This is a genomic window from Nitrospirales bacterium, assembly GCA_031315865.1.
Taxonomy (GTDB): domain Bacteria; phylum Nitrospirota; class Nitrospiria; order Nitrospirales; family UBA8639; genus JAGQKC01.
In genome coordinates this window covers 2,601,085-2,625,460 of record JALDRJ010000002.1, presented here as the reverse complement: position 1 = coordinate 2,625,460, position 24,376 = coordinate 2,601,085, and the positions used below count along the sequence as shown (strand labels likewise).

At 50.5% G+C, this 24,376-nt stretch carries 25 protein-coding genes and 1 pseudogene; 16 read left to right on the top strand and 10 right to left on the bottom strand.

What is annotated here, in order from left to right:
• Nucleotides 1-3 precede the first annotated feature (3 nt).
• Nucleotides 4-474, top strand: coding sequence for a YbjQ family protein (locus tag MRJ96_11955; protein ID MDR4502154.1), 471 nt, complete (start codon nucleotides 4-6; stop codon nucleotides 472-474).
• Nucleotides 471-1,313: a M48 family metallopeptidase gene (locus MRJ96_11950; GenBank protein ID MDR4502153.1), complete on the top strand. Its 843-nt coding sequence runs from the start codon at nucleotides 471-473 to the stop codon at nucleotides 1,311-1,313. Before MRJ96_11955 ends, MRJ96_11950 begins: the two co-directional genes overlap by 4 nt.
• Here MRJ96_11950 and MRJ96_11945 read toward each other — a convergent pair.
• Both MRJ96_11945 and pyk read right to left on the bottom strand, forming a co-directional pair.
• Entirely contained in the window at nucleotides 1,272-2,117 is an 846-nt protein-coding gene (locus tag MRJ96_11945; protein MDR4502152.1) for a sugar nucleotide-binding protein, read from the bottom strand. The two genes, MRJ96_11950 and MRJ96_11945, sit on opposite strands and share 42 nt — an antisense overlap.
• 35 nt (nucleotides 2,118-2,152) lie before the next feature.
• Nucleotides 2,153-3,556, bottom strand: a complete 1,404-nt coding sequence (gene pyk, locus MRJ96_11940) for a pyruvate kinase (GenBank protein MDR4502151.1) — start codon at nucleotides 3,554-3,556, stop codon at nucleotides 2,153-2,155.
• 229 nt (nucleotides 3,557-3,785) lie between these two features.
• On the opposite strand from pyk, the gene MRJ96_11935 reads away from it, so the two are divergent.
• Nucleotides 3,786-6,101 (top strand): 6-phosphofructokinase, encoded by a 2,316-nt coding sequence (locus MRJ96_11935; protein ID MDR4502150.1) that lies wholly within the window; start codon nucleotides 3,786-3,788, stop codon nucleotides 6,099-6,101.
• 142 nt (nucleotides 6,102-6,243) lie between these two features.
• Here the strand turns inward: MRJ96_11935 and MRJ96_11930 are convergent, their stop codons facing one another.
• Nucleotides 6,244-6,543, bottom strand: coding sequence for a nucleotidyltransferase substrate binding protein (locus MRJ96_11930; GenBank protein MDR4502149.1), 300 nt, complete (start codon nucleotides 6,541-6,543; stop codon nucleotides 6,244-6,246).
• A 339-nt stretch (nucleotides 6,544-6,882) separates the two neighbouring features.
• On the opposite strand from MRJ96_11930, the gene MRJ96_11925 reads away from it, so the two are divergent.
• The 4 genes from MRJ96_11925 to MRJ96_11910 all read left to right on the top strand — a co-directional run bounded on the left by MRJ96_11925 (nucleotide 6,883) and on the right by MRJ96_11910 (nucleotide 9,491).
• On the top strand, nucleotides 6,883-7,314 hold the full coding sequence (locus MRJ96_11925; GenBank protein MDR4502148.1) for a hypothetical protein: 432 nt from the start codon (nucleotides 6,883-6,885) through the stop codon (nucleotides 7,312-7,314).
• 17 nt (nucleotides 7,315-7,331) lie between these two features.
• Nucleotides 7,332-8,054 (top strand): hypothetical protein, encoded by a 723-nt coding sequence (locus MRJ96_11920; protein MDR4502147.1) that lies wholly within the window; start codon nucleotides 7,332-7,334, stop codon nucleotides 8,052-8,054.
• Nucleotides 8,055-9,038: 984 nt separating this feature from the next.
• Nucleotides 9,039-9,239 (top strand): hypothetical protein, encoded by a 201-nt coding sequence (locus MRJ96_11915; protein ID MDR4502146.1) that lies wholly within the window; start codon nucleotides 9,039-9,041, stop codon nucleotides 9,237-9,239.
• A gap of 54 nt (nucleotides 9,240-9,293) precedes the next feature.
• Nucleotides 9,294-9,491, top strand: a complete 198-nt coding sequence (locus MRJ96_11910; GenBank protein MDR4502145.1) for a hypothetical protein — start codon at nucleotides 9,294-9,296, stop codon at nucleotides 9,489-9,491.
• Between the two features lie 298 nt (nucleotides 9,492-9,789).
• Here the strand turns inward: MRJ96_11910 and MRJ96_11905 are convergent.
• Both MRJ96_11905 and elbB read right to left on the bottom strand, forming a co-directional pair.
• Nucleotides 9,790-10,284: pseudogene (locus tag MRJ96_11905) on the bottom strand (IS3 family transposase).
• A gap of 893 nt (nucleotides 10,285-11,177) precedes the next feature.
• The gene (gene elbB / locus MRJ96_11900) at nucleotides 11,178-11,831 is read right to left on the bottom strand and encodes an isoprenoid biosynthesis glyoxalase ElbB (protein MDR4502144.1); all 654 of its coding nucleotides are present in this window, start codon (nucleotides 11,829-11,831) and stop codon (nucleotides 11,178-11,180) included.
• A gap of 330 nt (nucleotides 11,832-12,161) precedes the next feature.
• Here elbB and MRJ96_11895 point away from each other — a divergent pair, with 330 nt between their 5' ends.
• Complete coding sequence (locus tag MRJ96_11895) at nucleotides 12,162-12,404, top strand: hypothetical protein (protein ID MDR4502143.1); 243 nt, start codon at nucleotides 12,162-12,164, stop codon at nucleotides 12,402-12,404.
• Nucleotides 12,401-12,802, top strand: a complete 402-nt coding sequence (locus tag MRJ96_11890; protein ID MDR4502142.1) for a type II toxin-antitoxin system VapC family toxin — start codon at nucleotides 12,401-12,403, stop codon at nucleotides 12,800-12,802. The genes MRJ96_11895 and MRJ96_11890 overlap by 4 nt, the downstream gene beginning before the upstream one ends.
• A gap of 76 nt (nucleotides 12,803-12,878) precedes the next feature.
• Here the strand turns inward: MRJ96_11890 and MRJ96_11885 are convergent, their stop codons facing one another.
• From MRJ96_11885 to MRJ96_11870, 4 genes are all read right to left on the bottom strand, one after another.
• A complete protein-coding gene (locus MRJ96_11885) occupies nucleotides 12,879-13,226 on the bottom strand; it encodes a nuclear transport factor 2 family protein (protein MDR4502141.1) in 348 nt (115 codons plus the stop codon).
• A 63-nt stretch (nucleotides 13,227-13,289) separates the two neighbouring features.
• Nucleotides 13,290-14,228: a glutathione S-transferase family protein gene (locus MRJ96_11880; protein MDR4502140.1), complete on the bottom strand. Its 939-nt coding sequence runs from the start codon at nucleotides 14,226-14,228 to the stop codon at nucleotides 13,290-13,292.
• Complete coding sequence (locus MRJ96_11875; protein ID MDR4502139.1) at nucleotides 14,206-15,096, bottom strand: pirin family protein; 891 nt, start codon at nucleotides 15,094-15,096, stop codon at nucleotides 14,206-14,208. Before MRJ96_11875 ends, MRJ96_11880 begins: the two co-directional genes overlap by 23 nt.
• Before the next feature lie 80 nt (nucleotides 15,097-15,176).
• On the bottom strand, nucleotides 15,177-15,626 hold the full coding sequence (locus MRJ96_11870; protein ID MDR4502138.1) for a MarR family transcriptional regulator: 450 nt from the start codon (nucleotides 15,624-15,626) through the stop codon (nucleotides 15,177-15,179).
• Nucleotides 15,627-15,910: 284 nt separating this feature from the next.
• Between MRJ96_11870 and MRJ96_11865 the strand changes: the two genes are divergently transcribed.
• The 4 genes from MRJ96_11865 (at nucleotide 15,911) to MRJ96_11850 (ending at nucleotide 18,763) form a co-directional block, all read left to right on the top strand.
• Entirely contained in the window at nucleotides 15,911-16,684 is a 774-nt protein-coding gene (locus MRJ96_11865; protein MDR4502137.1) for an alpha/beta hydrolase, read from the top strand.
• 40 nt (nucleotides 16,685-16,724) lie between these two features.
• Nucleotides 16,725-17,189, top strand: coding sequence for a hypothetical protein (locus MRJ96_11860; protein MDR4502136.1), 465 nt, complete (start codon nucleotides 16,725-16,727; stop codon nucleotides 17,187-17,189).
• A 96-nt stretch (nucleotides 17,190-17,285) separates the two neighbouring features.
• Entirely contained in the window at nucleotides 17,286-17,807 is a 522-nt protein-coding gene (locus MRJ96_11855) for a gamma carbonic anhydrase family protein (protein MDR4502135.1), read from the top strand.
• A gap of 146 nt (nucleotides 17,808-17,953) precedes the next feature.
• The gene (locus MRJ96_11850) at nucleotides 17,954-18,763 is read left to right on the top strand and encodes a hypothetical protein (protein MDR4502134.1); all 810 of its coding nucleotides are present in this window, start codon (nucleotides 17,954-17,956) and stop codon (nucleotides 18,761-18,763) included.
• 85 nt (nucleotides 18,764-18,848) lie between these two features.
• On the opposite strand, the gene MRJ96_11845 is transcribed toward MRJ96_11850, so the two are convergent.
• Nucleotides 18,849-20,366, bottom strand: coding sequence for a CPBP family intramembrane metalloprotease (locus MRJ96_11845; protein MDR4502133.1), 1,518 nt, complete (start codon nucleotides 20,364-20,366; stop codon nucleotides 18,849-18,851).
• Between the two features lie 216 nt (nucleotides 20,367-20,582).
• On the opposite strand from MRJ96_11845, the gene MRJ96_11840 reads away from it, so the two are divergent.
• The 3 genes from MRJ96_11840 to MRJ96_11830 all read left to right on the top strand — a co-directional run bounded on the left by MRJ96_11840 (nucleotide 20,583) and on the right by MRJ96_11830 (nucleotide 24,176).
• Nucleotides 20,583-20,879, top strand: coding sequence for an aminotransferase class V-fold PLP-dependent enzyme (locus MRJ96_11840; GenBank protein MDR4502132.1), 297 nt, complete (start codon nucleotides 20,583-20,585; stop codon nucleotides 20,877-20,879).
• 173 nt (nucleotides 20,880-21,052) lie between these two features.
• Nucleotides 21,053-23,635: a PAS domain S-box protein gene (locus MRJ96_11835; GenBank protein MDR4502131.1), complete on the top strand. Its 2,583-nt coding sequence runs from the start codon at nucleotides 21,053-21,055 to the stop codon at nucleotides 23,633-23,635.
• Between the two features lie 106 nt (nucleotides 23,636-23,741).
• Entirely contained in the window at nucleotides 23,742-24,176 is a 435-nt protein-coding gene (locus MRJ96_11830) for a response regulator (protein ID MDR4502130.1), read from the top strand.
• The last annotated feature ends 200 nt before the right edge of the window (nucleotides 24,177-24,376 follow it).

Sequence of the window (24,376 nt, the reverse complement as noted above, 5' to 3'; positions counted from 1 at the left end):
ATCATGATGGATCTGGCCATTCTGGCTACGCTCATCGCGCTTGGCTACTTCTTCGGAAGGATGGCCGAAAGCCGTCACTATCAATCGATTCACGAGCGTGAACGTCACCTGCTCTATCTCCCCACCACTTCGAGCAAGCATCCGATAGGAGCCATAGGCCCCATCACGCAGGTAAAACTCGTCAAAGGAAACGTCGTTATTTCCGTCGACTACTTCAAACGTTTTTTAGCGACCCTGCGGAACATTTTCGGAGGCAGCATACAGGCCTATGAAACCCTCTTGGACCGCGCGAGACGTGAAGCCATCTTACGGCTCAAGGAAAGTTGCGCCGATGCCAACCAAATCATCAACCTGCGACTGGAAACCTCTTCGATTTCCAAAGGTGACAGTGAACGAATCGGATCAGTGGAAGTGCTTGCCTACGGCACGGCCATTTACCACCACCCTCCGTCTCAAGACTCAACACCTCAGTGAAGTATCAACCTTCGCTTCCAGAACACAACGACAATGTCTCTCATCAACATCCCATCCGAGAACTACTGACGCTTCTGCTTGGGGTGGCCGGCCTTGCGGCGATCGGCCTGTGGGTTCTTGGCCTGTTCGTGGACACGGCCGTCGAATCAATTTCTCCTGAGATTGAGGCCAGGCTTTTCCGGAACATCGACATCAGCGCTGCCTTTGGAAAGACTCAGGAATCAGACGTTCAAGCACGGGTGCAGGATCTTGTTGAGTCACTCGGCCAATGCCACGACATCCCGTTCCCTCTGACAGTTCATCTTATCGACAAGGAAGAGATCAATGCGATTGCCTTACCTGGAGGCGATATCATTCTCTATGCTCCCCTCCTCAACCGTCTTCCATCCATGAATGGACTGACGTTCGTTCTGGCGCATGAACTCGGCCATTTCAAAAATCGAGACCATTTGCGAGCGTTAGGACGAGGCCTCGTCCTCACCGCGCTCGTGACGTATTTCACCGGATCCAATTCTGACGTCTCGCGAATGCTCGCGTCCACTCTCACGCTGGGCCAGGCCCAACATTCACAAAGTCGTGAAAGTCAGGCGGATGAAACGGCCCTGGAGATTCTCAATTGTTCCTATGGTCACGTCGGTGGCGCGACAGAACTGTTTGAAGTCTTACAAAAACAGGAAGGAGCGTCAGGCCCTGACGTGCTTCATTATTTTGATACTCATCCGGAATTACAAAAACGAATCGACGCCATCCACGACTTGAGTCAGAAACGAGGCTATGTCACCAAGCCGACGATTCCATTAGACAGCCGGCTCGCAGTCCAGGACGCTCCCGAGAGGTGAGGATAAAATTCCACCATACCGGCTCGTCAATTCAACTCGTCCGATATGAGGCGTGGGCTGTTGGTGGCGGCTCTCAATGTTAAAGTTAGGAACCAACCCCATACGCTGCATCAAGTGATCGGCCAACTCTACGCGGGAAACGGCACGTGTGGCAGAGAGATGACGGATTCCTGTTTCCCGGCTACTGGCTAATGCCCTGACTCTTCGAGCCAAATCACGAATCCACACCGCAGAGCGATATTCATCGTGAATGATCGTAATCGGAAGTTGCCGAAGGGTTCGATACCGGAGCCAATCCCGATGTCCCGTTCGTCCGTCCGGGGAATCTCCAACCCCGAGACCCGTTCGTATGACCAGGGAGCCCGGTCGCGACAACACCTGGCGTTCAGCGGCCACTCTCGTCCTTCCATAGACACTAATGGGACAGGGTGAGCTGGCCTCATCGTACCTCCCATCTCCACCAAACACATGATCGGATGAGACATACACCAATCTTGTGCGATCGGGCAAAACAGTCATGACCCGCTCAACTTGCCGCACATTGATCGCATAGGCCCAGTCTGGATCAGACTGGCATTTCGAGACATCACAGACCGCATGACAGTACATCAGCACGTCGGGCTGGGCTTTTTGAAAAATTCCTTCGATCCATGTGGGATCATCGAGTTTCAACGCTGGCCAGCGACGGACAGACGGCGAACGATTCCCCGGAGAGATAAACGGTCGAACCGTGCGGGGAAACACAGTCGCCAAGTGATACCCCAACATCGAAGTTGCGCCGAACAACAGAATCGAACCACTCATCATTACATTCGAAGCCGATCTATGCTATTCCCGTCTTATGGCAGTTCCCGAATTTGGATGGAATCGACCCGTTGTTGAGCCAGCACATCAGAGATAATCACGACGTTCTCCCCTGATTGAAAATGTTCACGTGCTCGTAAGATCCTGCATGCCGTTTGCAACGTTTTTTCAGGATCCGAGCTAAAACTTATCCTAAACGGAAAGACTCCACGATTCAGCATCATCGTTCGGCGTGATTGACTGACATTGGTAAACGCATAAATATTGGTAGTGCGTGGACGGCAATTGGCAACCAAATCAGCCATAAGCCCTCGCCGAGTGATGACCACAATGCCTTTGGCCTGTACCCCTTCAGCCAATTGGACCGCCGCGATGGCCAATTGCTGTTTGTTGCTCGACGGTTTGAGACGCTTGGCAAATTGTAAACCGGGAATCGCCTCGGTTTTCACGGCGATTTTACGCAGATGCTCGACGCATTTCAGCGGATATTTCCCTACGGTGGTTTCTCCAGACAGCATCACCGCATCGACTTCTTCATAGATCGCGTTGGCGACATCGGTGACTTCAGCGCGAGTCGGAATCGGATTCTGAATCATGGATTCCAGAAGATGCGTGGCGACAATGACCCGTTTCCCATACTCCGCGCATTGGCGCACGAGCGTGCGCTGGACGTTGGGCAAATCCTCCAGGTTGATTTCGACCCCCAAATCTCCACGTGCCACCATAATCCCATCTGACTCCTGAATAATCGCTTCCTGGTTGAGCACCCCTTCCTGATCTTCAATCTTGGCGATGATTTTCGTCTTGCCGACTTTAGAACCCATCAGCTGTTTCAACTGCCGGATATCCTCGGCTTGTCGAACGAAAGACAGCGCGATGAAATCCACATCAGCAGCAAGACCAAAGAGAATATCTTTTTCGTCCTTTGCGGTAATCGCCGGAAGATTGACCCGGATGCCAGGCAAATTCACGTGACGTTTGCTTTTGAGGATCCCTCCGTCAAGGACACGGCATTGCATCATCCGGTCCTGTTTTTCAAGGACTTCAAGATTAATCAACCCATTGTCCACCGTTACTTTATCTCCGACATTCACCGTGTCGATGAGATCGGCATAATTAATGTGAATAGAACTTTCTTCGACATGCTCCGGCCCTCGCGCCGAGACGGACACGATCGCGCCTTGTTGTAAATTCAGATCATTGGCCAAGTCTCCAGTCCGGATTTCCGGTCCCTGCGTGTCCAGGAGAATGGGGATGGGAAACGGAACTTTTTTATTCAGCGTCTTGATGGACTTGATGACCCTCGCATGCGAGGCGTGGTCTCCATGTGACATATTCAACCGTACGATGTTCATGCCAGCCTCATACATCTGGCGCAACATCTCGTACGATTCGGTCGCAGGCCCAATAGTGCAGATAATTCGAGTTTTTGGTCGCATACGGACGTCGTTTGTCTCTATAACATGGTCATCAGTCGCGCCCCCCCAGAGCACAGGCACTTAGACCGACGATCAGAGCCGGCCGGGGGAAGAGGGGCATCCATCCCACCAACTTCATTGAACGTAAGAGCACTATACCTCTCTTTACGCCGTTTCATCAAAACCATTACTATCCATCACGCGAAATATGAGACCAACTGTTTAATGCCCAACTGATGAGGTCGTCATCATGAGTCTGGAACGAGAAAAACTGGAGTTTGTGACCATCGAAGGGCTGCTGGCCTACGCTGAAGCGATCATTCAGCACACACCCATAGACGGAGTCGAGCGACCCGGGCCTGTGCCCGTCCCGGCTCATCGAACGCAACGCGTCCTGGAGGCTATGGACGCCATCCGAGCCTTTCTCCACAAGGCTCAATCTCACTTTGCCAGTGCCACTGATTACCATTACGCACGATCCTCACTGATTCAGCACGAATGCCAAGGTGATGACCTCGTGTTTTATGCTGCGTGGAACCAGCTCCTTGCAAAGGGAGAGCTGTCTTCTTTATTGCAGGCTCCGATCGGCCAAACCCAAAAACCCACACGGCGCCGTCCCGTGGCTATTGTACCGCGTGAACACATGACGCCCAATTTGACTGAAGGACGCATCATTCTTGATTTAGGAGACAATCGATATTGGTTGATGCCCCGGGACCTACATGACCGAACCCTGTTCTTTACGATGCGCCACGGCATCTCACGCCTGGACAGCAAAAAATACCGGGTGGGCCGTCGATTCCAGAATGAGCTTGACCCTGATCGTGGAATCCCGAAAGCGGAGGCCATCGGTACGGCTCTTGCCCGAACGGTAGGCCTTGTCGGCACACAACTGGATTTCCTCCATTTAGAGAATTACCTCGATCCGGAATCCTTTGTCCACATGGTGAGTCACAGTCCGAATACGCATCAACTCTTTGAACGCGTGGCGTCGATCCTCTCTCCGAAAACTGCCTCCACAACCCACCCCGCTGTTGAGCGCGCGTTAGAATCACAAGACTTTGGGTGGGCAACCGGCATCCCGAAAACCGTCGAAATCGAAGAAGCCGCCAAGGCGTTTGGGGTCGACTCAACCACCGCTCAGCGCCTGATCAAACATCCGCTCTATAGTTATCCGGGCGGTCATTCGTTCTTTGAACTCTATCTCGAATTGGTCGATGGCTTTCATCAGTTGGGTGAGCAGCATCAGGGGCAAGTCTTATGCTTGTATACGCACAGCTCAACGCTGCGTGCGCTGTTAATCTTTCTAGACCCTCGTCCGTTTAGCGAAGCGTTTTCAGAATTTGGTTCCTACAAGGAGGGGCAGGACAACGTCGTCCTCCTGACATATGAGCATGAGCAGATTTCCGGCTACTCCACAGCCGTGGGCCTTTCGGAACGAGAGCGAATCGCCCGGGAGGCCTGGACAATCGTCGAACACGATCGTCGGCAAAAGGTCACTCTGAAACCACGCCAAATTCGACGCCTTGTCACCTTGGTCTCTGGAGGTGATTTTGCCGGAGCCGGGGCGGCGTTGAAAGAGCTTCGGGTGACCGGCAATCGATTCGGCCTTGAAGTCTACTTCGTGCAACATGGCTTTCTCGGCTTGGCGAATAACTGGATTGGATTAGTCACGGAGGAAGACACGCGCGGGATGAGTAATCATGCCAGCAGTCCCATCGGCAGTAGCCGTTTTGAAGACTTTAAAGACGAGGAGGTTCAACGCGCCGCGCTTCATCACCTCAAACCGTACATGGAGGATGGCGCCTTAGTCGTGATTGGGGGTGACGGCAGTATGCGTGGCGCTCGCGCCATTCACGAACGCTTTGGCGTACAAGTCGTCGGCATACCTGGCTCAATCGACGATAATATCGCCGAAACAACCTCGCTCGGACTCCATTCAGCGGTCGCATTGGCCAACCAATCCATTGAATCACTGAAAGCCACCAGTGCAGCCATGGGCAGTGTATTTTTCGTAGAAGTCATGGGCGCGGGATCGGGTCATCTCGCGCTACTGTGTGCCTACCAGGCACGAGCGGAGGGCTTGTTGGTGAATGAGCATCCTGACCCGGATGCCTATATCGAGGACGTCATCCTGGGAACATTAAAACAAACGTTGGGAGTCAGGAACAAAAGTCACCTGATTGTCGTGGCGGAACGTACACCGCATCGCCATCATCTTGAAGGAGGCGTGCATGGCTTGGTGGACTATATCGCTGGCAGAATTTCTCAGTGGACGCATGTTCAAACACGAGCAGGCGTATACCCCCTCTCCGTGGCGACCAAAGCCACGATTCTTGGCCATACGCTACGTGGAGCCGCTCCGACCCCGGCCGACAAAACCATCGCGCAACTGTTCGCGTACGAAGCCATTCGGCGCTTGATCGAACAACCCGAAGACGTTGTGGGATGCATGTTAACCTACAGAGAGCCCTGGACCATTCGACCGATTCCCCTCCATTCAGTGGCTCCCAAACCTTTTGATTGGGAACTGTTCGCTCGCATGCATGGAACCGAATTGTTGTAGACACAGGGCAGGCACATGTTCAGGTTGAGCTCGCCGAAACGGCTCTTGGTTCCAGGTGGCATTCTCTCAGGATCATTCAGGCCCTCAAATCAATAATTTCCACGCGCCATTCACCAACGCATTCTCTTGGATTCATGATAACTCACATGACCTCAGACAGATTCCAACAGACTTTGAACCCCAGCTGTAAACATTGTTTGGGCGAATAACAATCGAGGTCTTCACTTCTGGCACGTTCCTGAATTGATTTCCATGCTAACTCGGAACAAAATTCGAAACGTTGAATCGCCGCATCACGGCTCACATCAATCTCAGCCTCGGCAAGCACATCATCCAGTCGTTGGACAGCTTTTTTAAACTGCTTAACCGAACGGTCACAACCTGATTCCATGCTGAGGAATTTCTTCTCGGAACTCTTCTCCAACAGATGAGAGATCGACAAGGTCTACCTGATACAGAGTAGGCAGGTCATCAATGATGCTTCCGAAAACTGTCGAATAAGAATGCAATAACAAAAGACTTGACCCCCTTCCTTTTTGGGATGGAGGAAATTCAATTAGGCTCCCCTGAAATCGAATGGATAGCTGAGAATGATGAAGAAAAACAGAAAATCCACATCTTTTCTTTCCGCAAAGATGTTGGGGAGCCCATCATTCCCTATCGACCAATACCTCACGAAATTTTGAAGCGGGCCATTGTTGCTTGCTATGATTGTTTCGAATGGTAAGTCCCCTTTACTTTCTATCGCAAGGCAATAAACGATTATGCGAATGGATGGTATTTGGAAGCCTGCTACGATTTCTATTTCCTGCTTGAATATCTTTTCTCGGATGGACAATTTAAAGCAGATAAAGTGAAGAAAAAATTCCAAGCATCTCCCGAATTGCAGGAGGCGATTCAAAAGGTCCTCGATGACTCGGAAATTATGCAATCCCTCCAAGGAATTTCAAAACAAAAATATCAGGAATTCCTGGAAGGAAAGAGCCCTAGGGAAATATCTGATTTTTTTGTGGAATTAAGGGGCCGTATTCATCATCAAAGTAAGAAAAATAAAAAAACCTGGCATCCAGCAAATCAACAGGGGTTTAAATTCGAAGGAGAACTGTTTACCCAGGTATGTTTCCATTTAATGATGAAAACAGCAACAGACCTGATGTATGGAGAAAATGTTGATTTAGGGAGCATAAAAACCTTTCGGAAAGTATCGGGGTAAGTTCGGGGAAATTGTAGATGTCCTGGGAAGTCGAAATATTAGGGGATGAAACCGTCCTGAGGGCTTTGGGGAAGGCTTTGGAAGATCAGGAATGGATCATCATGGAGAAAGACGGTCATTTTGTTTTGACCGGTCCGGTCTTTACAAAATTCACGGATGCGGAAAGCGTCCGTGAACATGGAAAGAAAATCATTCAATCCCTTTCGGGTATGGCACGGCTTCTGTTGGGAACCGAAAAGAAAATATCACCAGGGGCCGTTTTCGAGATCACAGAAAACGGCGGGAAAAATATTTTCATCACTCCTGATCCTGTTGTCCTGAAGTTAAGCGCCTCCATGGCCGTTTCGGCCATAGTGATTTCCAAAGACGGAAAAATCATAGAGGAGTCACGTCCTGCCGATCCGGCCCCTGCCATCCTTAAAAAATCGCTCGCTCATGAAGTCGTTGAGCGTGCCCTGCGGCTGCGTAATGAAGACGATCTTGATTGGGTAAAACTATACAGACTTTTTGAAGTCATTGAGTCGGACGTTCCTATAGATGTTATGGTCGCCAATGGATGGGCATCCAGAAACAAAATCAGTCTTTTTAAACAGACCGCCAACAGCCAGAAGGCTCTTGGCGATCAGGCCCGTCACGGAAAAGACCCCTGTCTTCCGCCACCAAAACCTATGAAAATTTCCGAAGCGCGGGAAATGATTGATGCTTTGTTGAAGAAATGGCTTCTGGGAAAGGAAGAATAAACCTTCCATCCTTAGGGCGACGGATGGACCATGCAGACAAGATGTTTCGTAGTATCACAAGTCGAACTTGCAAAATTCCATCGCCACCCCGTAGTGTTGTTTGTATTCCCATACTGCCTCACAAAAGAAGTCGTCGAATCGATCCATCCGTTACAATGACCACCAGTTAAACTATTTCTCCAAAGGGTAGAAGACCATTGGGTTAGACCGCACTAAAACTCCTTTCCTCCATCAAAATAATTGGTTCCGAACCAGTTTTGCGTATTCCCTGGTCCCTCTCCATTGGCGTTCGTCGTAAAGGTTGCCCCACCCTTGGTGTTATCGCCTGATACGGCGAAAGCATAGGTCGTGGAAGGAAAGGGAAAATTAGTATAAACAAAAGCCTTTACGTGAGTTGAATCCAGCCAGCCATTGGCCGAGGCTGTTGATTTTCCCGCCCAGTCATTGGCCGTCAAATCGCTCAGACAATTGTTAAAGGGGTCAAATCTTTTGTTAGTGTATTATTCTTCGACAATTGAGTCCCCATCTCTCTGGTGGCAAATAAAAAGGACGAAGAGGCAACGTTACTGGCTCTCTCATCCCTGGAAGAGACGAGGGAAAATGGGATGTTCCCGTTGTTGACTGGCTTGACATTTTTGCTTTTCATGAGAATTTGGCTCTTTTCTCATAAGTGGCAATTCGGACATCGTATCGGTGTTGTTCCAGTTTTCGCAGAAACTATCGTAGAGATTGCGGCTTATTTGTCAAGGAAGTATGTTAGTATCACGCATCAGGAACTAAAAGACGGCGGTCCTCTCCAGATTCTGCCAGCAAAAGAGAACTCAACACTTGAGTCTCATAGTTCCTAAGATTTTCTAACATCGGATGTTTTTCCTAGTCAGGTCTTGTCCTCAACGTGGTCGCACGGTAAAATTCCACTGTGTCTCAGAGTGAAAATACGCTGCCCTTTCTCAAGGACAACATATTGTTCATAAGGTCATCATCATGTCACGAGTAGAAGAAATCCAGTCAGCTATTGACTCTCTGCCCCCCGAGGACTACACACGTCTCCGAGAGTGGTTCGCGAATAAGGACTGGGAACAATGGGATCAAGAGCTTGAAGCTGATACTACAGGTGGAAGATTAGACTTTCTCAAAAATGAAGCAAAAACAGAAAAAGCTCAAGGGCGACTTCAAGACCTCTAAATGCACAAGGCCACTACTCGATTCTGGAAGTGTTTCACTGCACTTTCAAACGAGATGCAACAGCTAGCGCGAAAGAAGTTTGCATTACTTAAAGACAATCCCCTCCACCCTTCCCTCCACTTTAAGAAAGTCGGAACGTTTTGGTCGGCTCGAGTTGGCCTTACGCATCGAGCCCTTGCCGTGGAGGATGGTGCAGATTTCATTTGGGTCTGGATTGGCACTCATGATGAGTACGAACGCTTGATTCAGTAGATCTACATCCTCTTATCCTTATCAATACTATTCCACTCGGCCAAGGGCAACATAGCGAAACGCTCTTTTCGTTGTCCTTCATGCTTCACTCATCTCACATTCCCCCACACCCCAGGGTGTAGCATACAACATTCATTCCTTTATAGTGAAAGCTTAGGTACGCTTTGCAATACCTGAATCGTGTTCTGCGGCACAAAAATCGAAGATGCTTTTAGGCAGCGAATGGAAATGCTGATAAAAGGAGCGATCTCAAGAAAGAGGTCAGTGTGGTCTTCCCCCGGTTTCGTGGACAGGTGAGTTAAGAGTTTTGAGGTTGCTTCCCATAAGCTGCAGGCGCCACCCCGTTCGTGTAGGAGTGGCATCGTTGGCGATTATAAAACCGTTCGATATAGTCAAACACATCGGCCCGCGCGTCGGCTCGGGTGTCATAGCGTCGCCGATTGACGCGTTCGCGCTTCAGTAAGCCAAAGAAGCTTTCGGCTACGGCGTTGTCATAACTATTGCCCACGCCACTCATACTACTGACGATCCCATGGTAGTGCAGGAACGCCTGAAATTCATGCGCCGTATACTGGGTGCCTCGATCGGAATGGAGTACAACGGACTGAGATGATGTTCGTTGCCAGACGGCCATGAGTACGGCTTGGCTCACCACCTCACGCCCTAACGTCGGCTGCATCGACCAGCCAATGACCTGCCGAGAGCATACGTCTAAGACCACGGCCAAGTAGAGCCAGCCCTCGGCGGTGCGGATATACGTGATATCCGTCACCCATTTGGTGTTGGGGGCGGTCGCTGAGAAATCGCGGGTAAGTTAGTTACTCACCCCTTCAGGCCGTTGTCCCGCCTTGCGGCCTCGCCAATGCTTTTTGGCGGGGATCCCTTGAAGACCCGCCTGTTTCATCAGTAAGGGGGTAAGGGGGTCAAATCTTTTGTTAGTGCATTATTCCTCGACAGTTGAGTCCCCATCTCTCTGATAACAAATACAAAGGGACGCAGGAGCAACGTTGTTGTCTCGCTCATCCCTGGAAGAGGCGACGGAAAATGGGAGATTCCCCTTGTTGAATGCCTTGACATTTTTGTTTGCTATGAGCTCTAGGCTCTTTCCTCATAAGTGTCAATTCGGACATCGTATTGGTGTTGTTCCAGTTTTCGTAGGAACTATCGTAAGGATTGGGGCTTATTTGTCAAGACAACATCGGTCAGGGAGGAGGATCAGTGGTCTGATAGAAGGATGAACGTGAGCGAAAGGCTTCGAGGAGCTATTCGGGATCTCGGTGAACCATGTCGGGCGAGAAGGCTGGCACACAGACGGCGATGTATTCAGCCCCACCTTGCTTTGGACCCGGGTCAATTTTTTTGTTGATGCGTTCTTTCTCGACAGGTAAAACTCCACCTCTCTGATGGAATGAAGGAAACTGAGCACAATCTCCATGGTACTCTCACGGCCAAGCACTTCTCATCAAACGAACTCTTTTTTTCGTCTCTCGCATGACTCAAACACCGCATACCAGTACTGAATGAGCGCGCCATAGAGCTTCTCAGCGATGCAGCGCTCGTATTCACATAAGTCTCGTAGGAACGTCCATGATACTGACACGCTTCACCGAAAATCTGTCCAACAAAGAGACCACCGCTTAAGGATTGCGACGTATTTTCAAGACAACGAAGATGAAAACTGGCAAATTACGTCATCTTGAGGAGTTCGGTGATGGCTCCACTTACGCCTTCAAATATCTGGTGGGGTTTGGCAGTTCCATACATATAGGCAGGTGTGGTGATGATTTTCTTATCCGGATCGACCACGAATTTTTCGACGGCACAATTGTGGTGTTTGGCTCCGGTTTTTTCGATTTCCGTCGCCGTTCCGGCATCATCACCAATCGTCACATTGACGCCTTTTTCCCCTAAAGCCAACGCCATGATCGCCGGGGCGATACAGATCGCGGCAATGGGCTTTCGGCTTTCATGAAACTCCTTGACGATTCTTTTTATTTCAGGATTAATGTCCCCCGCACTCCCCTTTTCGGCAAAGTTACAAAGATGAAGTGCCGCGCCAAAGCCGCCGGGAAAGGCCAGGGCATCGAAATCCTGCGCGTGAAGTTTTTCCAATGGCTGCACATCGCCGCGAGCGATACGGGCCGCCTCCTGCATGGCATTTCGCTGCTGGCCTGTCGGCTTTTGAGTGATGTGATTGGTTTCAGCAACGTCCTTGTCGGGCGCGAAAACCTTATGCCCGGCGCCGTTTTGTCCGATGGCTACCAATGTACTAATGGCTTCCGTAATCTCCGCCCCATCCAAATACCCACAGCCCGATAGAATGACGGCAACCTGTTTCATGATTCCCTCCTTTGGCTTCTACCTGATTAATGGGCTCATTATAACGTTTACAGCAAAGTTGGAGAAACCCATTAGAGGGCAATCAAACAGGATGCCGTCTTCATGAAAAAACGCGAAGATCCTCAGCCCAGCATTTATCGGGTTTACGCGTGATAAAAATCCTCCCGGATGACTCTTCCATCCTCCCACGTTTGAACGCTGACTTGGTGCATCACCACTCGTATATCCTCTTGGACCTTCGCACGTCCACATTGACTGCAAAGATACGAGCCCCTAAAATGCCTTCATGGTACCATTTTGGAATTAAAATGAATTCCTATGGAGGTCGTAATGGCAACGTTGACTGTCAAAAACATTCCAGAGCCACTCGTACAAAAACTCAAAGACCAAGCAGCACTTCACCGAAGAAGTCTCAACCATGAAGTCATTCGGTGCTTAGAACAAGCTGCTGAGTGTGTTCCGCTCGACCCTAAGAGCCTTATCGCACGGGCACGAGATATTCGGCAAGTTCCGAAAAAAACACGCCTTACGGATCACAGGCTATTGAAATTGAAATCCGAGGGACGTCCATGATCGTTGCAGACACCAACCTCATCGTCTATCTCTACATCAAGGGACAACGTACGAACCAAGCTGAGGCCGTTGTACTAAAAGATCCTGAGTGGGCTGTGCCACTTCTGTGGCGTTCAGAATTTCGCAACACGCTCATGGGCTTAGTCAGAAATCATGATCTAGTGCTTGGCCAAGCCATTGCAATCATTGAAGAGGCCGAACAATGGATGACTGGGCGGGAATATGCTGTCGTCTCACATCGCGTACTGAACCTTGCCGCACAATCTGAATGTTCGGCATATAACTCAGAATTTGTCAGTCTCGCAGAAGACTTAGGCGTCACATTGGTGACGGTCGACCGTCAAATCCTTAGAGCCTTTCCAGACACATCAATCAGTCCAGAGAACTTCTTGGCTTAAAGACACCTCTAAAGACCTTGGTTTTTAGAGGTGCCCTTACCACATTCCCATTCTCAATCGTGGCTCTGTACCCAATCTATGCATGGTAAAAATCTTCACGCACAACTTTTCCATCCTTCCATGTTTGAACGCTGACTTGGTGCATCACCACGTGTTTTCCTCCCTTGAATGTCACGTCAAACGTCCATTCGACCGCCGCAAAATCGCCATCGATGATTTTTCTCCCGACACTCGCTCCATGAAATTCCTGCACATTATCTAGAAATTGGAGTTCGTACTCACGGTTTTTGGCTTTCCCGACCCGTTCCTCTGTGCGATTCTCACTCATCACGACATCGTCAGCATAATAGGCATCAAAAGTCTCTAGGATTTTTCCGGCTAAAATGCCATCGATCACGGCTTGTGCTTGATTGTTCGTACTCATGATACGGTCTCCTTTTATAAGGTTATAAGGGTTGATGATGAAGGAAATTTTTTGGGCTATGTGTCAACTTAACGTTTCACGACCATGCGCAGCGGTCAGATCCTGCACCGGCCCAAGTGGAACGATGCCCGTGGGATTAATATCGTCATGTGTGATGTAATAATGCCGTTTAATGTGATCGAAATTCACGGTTTCGGCAATCCTCTCATGTTGGTACAAGTCTTTCAAGTAATCGTAGAGATTGGGGTAATCAATGATCCGCCGGAGATTACACTTGAAATGCCCATGATAGACGGCGTCAAATCGAATTAACGTCACGAAGAGTTTCCAGTCCGTTTCCGTGATCTGTGAACCAAACAGATACCGCTGATCCGAAAGTCGATGTTCCAACTGATCGAGGGTCTTGAATAGGACGCGCACCGCTCGTTCATAAGCTTGCTGAGATGTCGAAAATCCGGCTTGATACACGCCATCGTTCACATGTTCGTAGATCAATACATTGAGATCGTCGATTTGTGCACGAAGAGGTTCCGGATAAAAATCCAGCTCATTGTGAGTGAGATGGGTAAATGCTTCATTGAACATTCGCATGATATCGTCCTCTGAATTATTCACGATCTTCTTGGTACGGCAGTCCCACAAGACCGGCACCGTGACACGAGCCCGGTAGGCCGGATCAGTTGTGCGATAGGCTTCGCTCAGAAACTGAAACCCATTGACGGGATCTTCAGAGTGCCCCGGTCCTTCCCTGAATGCCCACCCTCGATCATCACGAAGAGGATCTACGACGGTCATACCGATATGGCTCTCGAGCCCTTTGAGTTGTCTCAAAATGACGGTCCGGTGCGCCCAGGGACAGGCCAGGGACACATACAGATGATAGCGTCCCGAGTCGGCGGCATAGCCGGAACTTCCATCCGCCGTGATCCAATCCCGGAACGCATCTCGTTGCCGAACGAATTCGCCGTCTTCTGTTTGCTCATGAGGAAACTGAGCCGGCATGAGTCCCTCCTTCCGACCAGATAAAGGTTCCATTCTTGAGATCATGCAGGGCTTGCTGAATCTCTGCCTGCGTGTTCATCACAAACGGGCCATACCGGGCGATGGGTTCGTGTAATGGTTTGGCGGCGATCAACAAGAATCGTACAGGCTTATCGTGGGCAGCCACCTTCAACATATTCCCCTCATCCAGGACGATGAAAGCCGGACTACTGACGTTCTCTTCCTTATCACCGTCTTGAATAGTTCCATTTCCTTCGAACACATACAGGAAGGCTGAATGTCCCTCTGGAATCGGATGAACAAACGACCCGGACGCCGGCACTTTGACATCGAGGTAGGTCGGATTGGCCGCGATATCTCGTACCGCCCCTTCCGTCCCCTCCACGCTGCCAGCGATCACTCGAACGCTCGCCCCGCTGTTCAGGGTCACTTCCGGAATTTTCTCAGCGGAAATATCTTGATAGCGTGGCTTCGTCATCTTGAGCTTAGCGGGAAGATTGACCCACAACTGAAATCCCTCATTACCTTCAGGACGCACCAGTGGCATTTCCTCATGCAGAATCCCTCCTCCGGCCGTCATCCATTGCACATCGCCTGCGCCAATCTTTCCTGCATTGCCGAGCGTATCGCGATGCTCCACTTCACCGGACAACATATAGGTCACCGTTTCAATGCCGCGATGAGGATGCATCGGAAATCCCGCCCGATAATCCTCGGCATGCCTAGATCCAAAATGGTCAAAAAGCAGAAAGGGATCGAGATAGTTAAGCGCCTCTCCCCCTAAACTTCTTCGAAGTTTTACACCGGCTCCTTCCATAACGGTCTTTGGCTCCACCATGGTTTTGACTTTTCGATACTGTTCTTTCATATCTCACCTCACTCAATGCGGTTAAGATGATAAACATGGAAATCAAGACAGAAGAACACATCGCCACAAAGAACATCTAACTACGTCCCTTCAAAACTTGCTCGAAATTTGTTCAATAAGGCTTTCATGGTTTTCACTTCCTCCTTCGTGAGAGCTCCCTGGAAATAAGGCTTCAGAAACTCAGCATGTGCAGGAAACGTCTTGGTATAAAGAGCCTCTCCCTGCGGGGTTAAATGAATGCATGTTGCCCGGCGATCGCCTTTGACCGCTTGCCGCACGAGCAGTCCTTTGTCTTCCAACCGGTCGAGCACTCCAGTAAGCGTGCCTTTGGTGATCAGCGTGGCGTCTCCAAGTTCGGCACACGTGAGTCCATCCGTTCCACCGAGCTCCGCGATGACATCAAACTGCGAAGGGGTCAGCCCCATCGATTCGATGTGACGCGTCGCCACTCGATAAAAGGCCAAATACGCCTCCACCAAGGGTCTCAACAGTGAAAGATATGGGTCTCGTTTATAGTCTGTGATCGACATGGGCTCTCCCTTTCTATGTTCTACATAAGATAATACTAATTAGTACCTTTGTCAAGACCATAACTCCCTAAGCCGTACATCCTGATATCGATTGAAAACACGCGCCGGTTGGCGGAGGCATCAAACGCTCAACACGGCTGGGTTTGAGACTCGATTCCCAGGAGAGATGGATGTTGCAATCTACCCTGGAGCGATAGACTAGGACATTGCCGTGCTCCTTAGATTTTACCAAAAGACTCCGCTAGAATTTGACAGATCTCGAAGGACTCTTGCACGATGTATCAATGACTCTTCACCAAACTCATCTTTCAATTCAAGATTCAAATGGCCAGAATGTCTCAGCCAATCTAGCCGAACCTTCAACACCCACCGACCGCATGGTGATTCTCTGCCACGGCTTTCTGTCCAACAAACACAGCAGGACCAATCGACGCCTTACGGACTTGCTCGTCGAAAAAGGAATCGCGACACTGTGCTTTGATTGGTTCGGAATGGGAGATTCGGACGGTATGTTTGCGGACCTGACCGTCGGGGCTTGCTGCGATGAATTGAAACAGGCCTTATGGTTCGTACGTTCTAAAGGCTATACCCATGTCGGAATGGTTGGCTCCAGCTATGGCGGTCTCATCGCGACATTGGTGGCGTCTCAAGATCCCGGACTTTCCGCTCTGGGACTCAAATGCCCAGTCCCTGACTTTCCCGAGATGCTTCAGTTAGAATTTGGACAGGACGCGATGGAACGATGGCAGGCCACAGGTGAGATTCCAGATATTGTCGGTCAGGATCAGCCGATCGAACTCCGTTATGCCTTCTATGAAGAATGCTTGACCTATGATGTCTATGCCGCGGCTCGGAAAATTCTTGCGCCAACGCTGATCGTCCATGGCGACCAAGACGAACTCGTCCCGCGTCATCAAGTGGAGCGATTAGCGCAATCTTTGGGTGGGAAAAAGTCGTTGGAGCTACTTGAAGGCGCGGATCATCACTTTGGCAAGCCCGAGGATTTTCGTATAATGACCGTCTTGCTCGCGAATTGGATGAGCGAATATGTCGTCTAAAAACGGGAACGACACTGAGCGATTGGCATGATGAGGCACGATGCAGCTTGACACCGAGCTCCAAACCGAACAAATAGACATTCTTCGGGTTTTATACCGGTGGTACAAGGAAGAGGTCTACCGTCGGCGCGAACAGATGATGCGCCTCACGGCATTTTCCAGCGCCTTTTTAGTGTTGTTATTAATCACCGTCATGGCGGTGACTTCAGCCCGTCCCGTGAATGAGACCACTCAACTGTTTGCGATCACTGGCATCGCCCTTTTTTCATCCATCTTCATCTATTTAATCCTTCAACAACGTGATCGTCATCGCATGGCGAAGAAGACATTGATCGAGATAGAAAAACTCTTGGGTCTGTATGACGAAGGACAGTATGCGGTCGGCAAGGCGTTATACCCGGAAGATTGGCAAACCGACTGGCTGAGAGACCGAAGCGTCACCGTATATATCGCCGTTATTTCAGCCCTGACCGCATTGGTGATCGCCACTGTCTTGATTCATTAACACTGACAGGCTTCTGTCGATGTCTCTGAATAACTTGTTCATACTCTGGAGCGATGGCAAAGAAACAATGAACGCCCCTTCAGGAGAAACCTATCCATGATGCGAGCATTTCGCGGCGTCATGCCTACCGTGGCCAGCAGCGCTTTCGTTGATGAAACCGCAGTGGTGATCGGCGATGTCGTCATCGGGTCTGAATCGAGCATCTGGTTCAATACGGTCATACGTGGAGACGTGCATTATATCCGCATCGGCCATCGAACCAACGTCCAGGATCTCTCGCTCCTTCATGTCACGCACGACACCCATCCCCTCATTTTAGGTGACGATATTACTGTCGGGCATCATGTGGTTCTTCACGGGTGCACCATTCATGACCGGGTGTTGATTGGCATGGGGGCCGTGATCATGGATGGGGCAGTCATTGAACAAGATTGCGTCGTAGGGGCCGGGACATTAGTCACCGAACGCACACGCGTTCCTGCGAATAGCCTCGTCATCGGAAGTCCAGCCCGAGTCAGACGCTCGCTGACCGAGGCTGAGCTTGCCTGGATCAAAGAATCTGCACAAAATTACATTCACTACGCCAGTCAATACATGGCCGATCAACATGAAGGATAGACCACCAAATATACAACACCGTCCGATCCTACTCACTCATGGCTCCCATGCCGTGCGTCACATGAATGGGCCATCGGTTTATCCTCTGCTATGCGGCCGGGTTCACACCAGAAAACCAGCTTAACGGCTTCCGTAGCACAAGTCTTGTGACCTCTCATCATCGTCAGCCTCGTTCACTCGTCATTCTGGGCGCTGGATACACGGGAAAAGTTCTTTATCCTCTTGCCAAAACCCAAGGATGGCGTACATACGCGACCAGCCGATCGCCTGAGACCCATCTCGGCCATATTCACCCAATGGATCGACTGACCTTCAACTTAGATGATCAGAATACTTGGGACAACATCCCTCGTGATGCTCATGTCATATGGTGCTTTCCTGCCCTCCCTCAAGCAAAGGCCAAACAATTCCTCGACCAGAGATATCGCCATGGAGGCCGGCTGATTCTGCTCGGCAGCACCTCGGCCTATGGGAAGGAACGCCACAACCCAGTGGACGAAAGCACGCCGTTGAACATCGCTCTTCCACGGGTGCAGAGTGAAGAAGACATCAGAAAATCTTGCGGTGCGGTCCTGTTACGGCTGGCTGGGCTGTATGGCCCCGATCGCCATGTGTTGGATTGGATTCGAAAGGGGAAAGTGGCCAATAGGACTCAATTCGTCAACCTCATTCATATCGAGGATGTGGCAGAGATTTGCTTAGCCGCGCTCGACAAAGCCGTCGACGGTGAAACCTATATCGTCAGCGATGGGCATCCCCGTCAATGGTCTGAGATTTTTACGGAAGCATCAAAACGCTGGATGCTGGGGCCTTATCCGCCTTCACCAGCCAAGCACTCCGGCAAACGTCTTACTATCAACAAGCTTCAGGCCACGCTGTATGCTTCGTTCCTCTATCCTGATCTGTATCAGGCCCTTGATGAAATCGAACAAGGCAGATGCCAACATAAAAAATGACCACGATACGAAAAGGTGAAAAACATCTTCTTGGGATCGAACAGGTTTTCATTTGGTCTTTTCCACCTGACATTCCTCCTATGGCCTATCGGAATACCACCAAGAGATTCATGAAAAACACCAAATTATTCATGGCATGGGCGAGGATGCCGGGAATAAGGCTTCCGGTTTTCTCATATGCCCACGCCCATAAAAACCCACTCCAAGCTACGGCGAAAAATCCCACGACCCCATATCCATGCACGACAGAAAAAATGATCGTGCTTAAGAGCGCTGCAGGCAACCACCCAACGTACCGCCGTAAACTCCCGAAGACCATGCCACGAAAAATAAACTCTTCAAAGACGGGAGCCAAGACCACCACCTCAAAGAACAATATCATCAATTCGCCTGCGCCCCCCCACACTAAACTATCATGAAACCACTCCGTCCAATGGGTCGACTTTCCGAACGCGTCACCGCCAAGACTAATGACCACATCGCCCAGTAACCCTCCGGCGAACAGGGAGAAGACCGTGAGGAACAGCATGCCCCATTTCTTGGCATGCACTCGCAAGCCAAAGACATCGCTCAAGGATCGTCCTTTCGGACGAAGAAGATAGAAGTAAACCAACATCGGAATTGGCGCGTATAACACCGTCGCACTGACCAATTCCATCAGCTTGACGTCGAACGTGCTCTCGACCAGACTCAGATACGCACCGAGAACTGCACCGAGTGCCGTCAACAACAGGAATGTCAAAGCGCCGCCTCTCATCAACACCGCGAAGCCGTCTTGGCCTAACCACGGGGGCGGCAGCGCCGCATGACTGATTCGCAAGAGGTCGCTGCCTTTTCGATAACCGAGCACCAGGAGACTGACCAGCGCAATCACACTGATCAACGCCGCGCTTATTTCGACCAACATCGCAAGACGGTTCCGGAGGAAGAGATCGTGTCGTGTGCTCTCTTGTGAATCCTGCATACTTGCCAGCAATGAGGCCTCTTTCACATGAACATGTAGAGCAAGTTTCTCAGCCAACCGTCGGTAAAACCAATTGTTTGGAACTTCCTCCGCTAAACGAGACTGAAGAAGCATCCATGCCTCACGGTCCAGTGTGCCCGTTCCGTAGGCCGCATCGAGTAGCTGTTTGAAGAAGACGTAAGGTTCCTCTCGATCATTCCATGTTTGAAGACGTTCTGTCATGGCCGCAAGGTTTCCCGTCTCGGCCTCCAAGACGCCAGTATACAAGGCAACCAAAGGGTCCGGTGATTCACCGGCCAACTCCTGATACCAGGCCATCAGTTGCGTAGCGCTGTCATCTTTGCCATTGAGGGCCCGATACAATGTCTGCTCCCAGGTCGACGCTCGAGAGACCATCGACTCCAGGTCCATCGATCGACTGGCGATGTGTGACAAGGCGCGTTCAGGGTTCTCGGCATTTTCGAGGCCGGTCAAAGAATCATACGACCAGACAAGCAGGCCAATCCCCATCATCACGACGGCCGTGGAGATCACCGTCCATACCGGGGAAAATCCGACAGGTTGCCGATCCTGTCCTTGGCAATCACGGTCTTGATTGATTTCCACGGTGTTTCCTTCTATCGACGATTCATCATTCACGATTTACCTACAAACCTCTCATTCGCAGCCTTTATGACATCCGTTTTTCTATACAACAATTGATACAACCCATGGAGCTAGTATACAACTTCCTCTAAAAGATCTGACCAGTGGGTTTCAGGTATTCCTAGCACATGCGAGGTTGCTGCCCCTTCCTGCCTGTTTCTAGCCATCTTCGACACGAATTCGATACAATCGGCAGGAAATAGAAGTTCCGTGGGGACATTCCAACCCATTGAACCCATCGGCCGGCGTTGCCGGCAACATGAGGCGCTGTTTATCGTCGACTGCGTTACCTCGCTTGCAGGGATGAACGTTGATGTTGATGCTTGGCATATTGATGTCGGGTACAGCGCGACCCAGAAATGCCTCAATTGTCCTCATGGACTCTCTCCCATCACCTTGCTATCGGCGATCGAACAGCTACTTAATCAATCCTCTATGAATATTCGTTCAGGCGAATCTCTTCACGCAGCCATCGAAACATGGAATCACGATACGCTATCTCCTTGAACGCTCCTTTTCTGCTTCTTCTTCTCGCAATGATACCGCTCCGTCACAACCTGGCAGTTGTATCTCTTTGATGACCCTTTGTATCCAAACGGATACTCGATAAGCCGAACGCACACGATGTGTCTCGGCCTCGCAACTCCCCGTTCTGTTACGGTTTCCCCTCGAATTTTTCCATGCTAAGCACCAGTGATCGAGAAAAGAGAAATGGAATCAGTCTTGCTTTTATTTTCATCATGAAACATCTTGTCATAAAGACCACGCCATCCGCTCCCATGGATGCCACTCCACATTCTCACGAACGACCTGCGATATTGCTGCGCACTGATACTCTCACACCTTCGACAGAGATGATCGCTCAACTTCAACGTGCGGATTACCACATCACCACAGTTCAAACCGAATGCGAGGTGATGGCATTGATGCGAACGACACGTTACGCAGCCATCATCCTGGATATTGACGGGGGAAAATCCCAGCAAGCGTCCCTGCTTCATGCCATTACGCAAATAGATCCCTTCCTCCCAATTATCATTCTCATCACTCACCCTTACACCAATGACCAAACGGATCTCATCAAGCTTGGAGCGTTTGCCGTATTGAGCAAACCACTCCAAGAACAAGAACTCACCAAGACCCTCGACCGAGTTTCCACGATCGGAGAACTGAGGAACGTCGCCCGCCATGCGACGCGGAGGTTGATGGTTCGCGCGGAGCGTTACCAATCCATCATGGAAACGGCTCGTGATGCGATTATTCTCGGAGACCCGGAGGGCCATATTTTATCGTGGAATAAGGCCGCGAAACAGATGTTCGGGTACACCACGACGGAAGTCATTGGTCAACCACTCACACTCCTGATGCCTGAACGGTACCGTCAGAGACATGCCCAAGGGTTACAGAAAGTCAACTCGCATCCTCGCAAACAGACCACCGAAAAAACGTATGAACTGCATGGATTACGGAAAGGAGGAGAGGAATTTCCCATTGAACTGTCTCTGACGTGCTCACCAGGGTCAACGGAACAATTTTATTGTGGCGTCATCCGAAATATCTCCGCTCGCAGGCTGGCGGAAATGGAGCTTCTGGAACACCGCCGGACGTTAGCCTTGGACTCGGACATCGGACAGGCGCTGTCACGCAATCAACCTCTTGCACGGCTGCTACAAGGGTGCACAGAAGCCATGGTCCGGCATCTCGGCGCCAAGTTTGCGCACATATGGACTCTCAACCAAACGACTCAAGTCTTAGAACTTCAGGCCAGCGCCGGACAGTCGGCTCACATCAACGGCCCGCATGCCAGAATTCCCGTGGGACAACACATAATCGGAAAAATTGCCGAAACCAAACAACCTCTTTTCTCGAACACGATCAGAGGAGACCCCTCCATTCCAGACCAGGTATGGGCGAACCGTGAAAGTTTTGTCGCCTTCGCCGGCTATCCGTTGATGCGAGATCAACGATTGCTGGGCGTCATGGCCATGTTTTCTGACCAGCCCTTATGCACGTTTGCCATAAACAGCCTTGACATGATCGGCCACCGCATTACACTGGTCATCGAGCACGCAATGCTACACAACGCTCACCAGAGACTTTCTCGACACAGCGAACAAATCTTGTCTTCGGCTGGAGAAGGCATCTATGGCTTGGACCGCGATTGCCACATCACGTTCATCAACCCGGCCGGAGCGCGGCTTTTGGGTTATGAGGCTGATGAACTCATCGGACGTTCGGTCCATACCGTCATCCATCACTCGAAGGCCGGGGAAAAACCAACGGCGAATGAATGCTGCCCAATGTGCGTAATCGAGAAGACCGGAAAAAGCCATCAGAGCGACACCGAATGGTTCTGGCGCAAAGACCTCTCTCGTTTTTCCGCAAAATACACGAGCACACCCGTTTGGGAAAATCAACGCCTCACGGGAGCGATTACGAGCTTTCAAGACCTCACAGAGCAAAAGCGCATGGCCGAACAGCTCCTCAAAGAGACCAGACTGGCAGAAGTGACACGGGCCTTGGGAGACGTGGCTCATGACATGAAAAATATGCTCATGCCTGTCCTGAGTGGGGCCACGCTCATAGAGGAAGAGCTTCGAGAGCATTTTACAAACCTGCCACATCGCAGCCCGACAGAAACGGAAGCCACGAAGAATTTTGCGGCTGAGGCCCTCTCCGTCGTCATCAGCAACACGCGTCGACTTCATAATCGAGTACGTGAAATAGCCAATACGGTTAAAGGATCGCTGACCCCTCCTCACTTCGTTCACTGTAGGATTTCAGAAATCGTCAAAAACGTGATTGACTCTCTACATCTCTGCGCGAGAGAGAAAGGGCTCACGCTTGAGACCCGCGAGCTTGACTCTCTGCCACGGATTCAGGCGGACGAGAATCGACTCTTCAATGCGTTATATAACTTGGTCAATAATGCTATCCCTGAAACTCCCCCCGGTGGAACCATCACGATCGCCGGTGAATCCATGACGGATTCTCCCGCGATCAAGCTGACGATCACTGACACCGGATACGGCATGCTCCCTGAAGTTCGGGACAGCCTGTTCACCGAAAAGGCGATCAGTCGAAAAGCAGGAGGAACCGGGCTCGGAACGAAGATCGTCAAAGATGCCATTGATGATCATGGGGGAACCATCTCTGTCCATAGCCAACAGGGGGTCGGCACCACGTTTTTGATCACCCTGCCACTCACTGTCCCCGCCCCCGAGATACAGGCGTTCGAAGGGCCATCAGTCCAAGAAGGCTGAATCATGCCCTCCTTATGACGAATCATTGCCGATGTATTGATTTTTCAGGTAAATAGTGAAAAGATACTTGAGGAATTTCACACACTATTAACCGAGGAGGAATTTCATGTCTGAATCCAAATCTGCCGGGATGTTTAGTGGGCGAGACTCTCAAGGACTTGTCCTTGTGGTCGATGACGAACCCGATGTCAGGAAGGTCGTGCGAATGACGTTGGAAAAGGCCGGATATGAGGTGATCGAGGCCGAAGATGGCGCACAAGCCATTGAAACGATGAAAAAAGATGAGAACTCAATGTTGTTGAGCCTGATTATCACGGATATTCGCATGCCCAACATGAACGGAATCGATGTGATCAATTACTACAAAAAGGAATGGCCAAGCGTACCATTGATCGTTCTCACAGGATTTCCTGACATGGAGATGGCCACATCCATGCTCAAACATGGCATCGTCGATTATCTGGTCAAACCAGTCGAAGCCGAAAAACTTCGATCTGCCGTCGCTCAAGCCATGGAACAACGGCAAGTTCGAGGATTTTAGCCAGAAGAGAAACCTTCTCATTCACCGCGTCGTGAATGAGAATCGGAGGGTTGCCTATTGATATAATAACTATCGTATGCGTTCTCCTATACTCGCTTCACCCCAGTCCTCCCTCAAACAGGGAGAGCTGAGGTGGGGTCGGGGGTCGGAGGTGCTTCTCCTCTTCCGCTGTAACCGATCATCTGAATCCGTTGAGCAAT

Coding starts and splice junctions, on each gene's coding strand:
- MRJ96_11945 (MDR4502152.1), bottom strand. CDS start 2,117: ATGAGTGGTTCGATTCTGTTGTTCGGCGCAACTTCGATGTTGGGGTAT.
- MRJ96_11915 (MDR4502146.1), top strand. CDS start 9,039: ATGTCACGAGTAGAAGAAATCCAGTCAGCTATTGACTCTCTGCCCCCC.
- elbB (MDR4502144.1), bottom strand. CDS start 11,831: ATGAAACAGGTTGCCGTCATTCTATCGGGCTGTGGGTATTTGGATGGG.
- MRJ96_11855 (MDR4502135.1), top strand. CDS start 17,286: ATGATGCGAGCATTTCGCGGCGTCATGCCTACCGTGGCCAGCAGCGCT.
- MRJ96_11910 (MDR4502145.1), top strand. CDS start 9,294: ATGCAACAGCTAGCGCGAAAGAAGTTTGCATTACTTAAAGACAATCCC.
- MRJ96_11830 (MDR4502130.1), top strand. CDS start 23,742: ATGTCTGAATCCAAATCTGCCGGGATGTTTAGTGGGCGAGACTCTCAA.
- MRJ96_11890 (MDR4502142.1), top strand. CDS start 12,401: ATGATCGTTGCAGACACCAACCTCATCGTCTATCTCTACATCAAGGGA.
- MRJ96_11885 (MDR4502141.1), bottom strand. CDS start 13,226: ATGAGTACGAACAATCAAGCACAAGCCGTGATCGATGGCATTTTAGCC.
- MRJ96_11955 (MDR4502154.1), top strand. CDS start 4: ATGATGGATCTGGCCATTCTGGCTACGCTCATCGCGCTTGGCTACTTC.
- MRJ96_11935 (MDR4502150.1), top strand. CDS start 3,786: ATGAGTCTGGAACGAGAAAAACTGGAGTTTGTGACCATCGAAGGGCTG.
- pyk (MDR4502151.1), bottom strand. CDS start 3,556: ATGCGACCAAAAACTCGAATTATCTGCACTATTGGGCCTGCGACCGAA.
- MRJ96_11875 (MDR4502139.1), bottom strand. CDS start 15,096: ATGAAAGAACAGTATCGAAAAGTCAAAACCATGGTGGAGCCAAAGACC.
- MRJ96_11920 (MDR4502147.1), top strand. CDS start 7,332: ATGTCCTGGGAAGTCGAAATATTAGGGGATGAAACCGTCCTGAGGGCT.
- MRJ96_11860 (MDR4502136.1), top strand. CDS start 16,725: ATGCAGCTTGACACCGAGCTCCAAACCGAACAAATAGACATTCTTCGG.
- MRJ96_11870 (MDR4502138.1), bottom strand. CDS start 15,626: ATGTCGATCACAGACTATAAACGAGACCCATATCTTTCACTGTTGAGA.
- MRJ96_11880 (MDR4502140.1), bottom strand. CDS start 14,228: ATGCCGGCTCAGTTTCCTCATGAGCAAACAGAAGACGGCGAATTCGTT.
- MRJ96_11835 (MDR4502131.1), top strand. CDS start 21,053: ATGCTAAGCACCAGTGATCGAGAAAAGAGAAATGGAATCAGTCTTGCT.
- MRJ96_11865 (MDR4502137.1), top strand. CDS start 15,911: ATGACTCTTCACCAAACTCATCTTTCAATTCAAGATTCAAATGGCCAG.
- MRJ96_11895 (MDR4502143.1), top strand. CDS start 12,162: ATGGCAACGTTGACTGTCAAAAACATTCCAGAGCCACTCGTACAAAAA.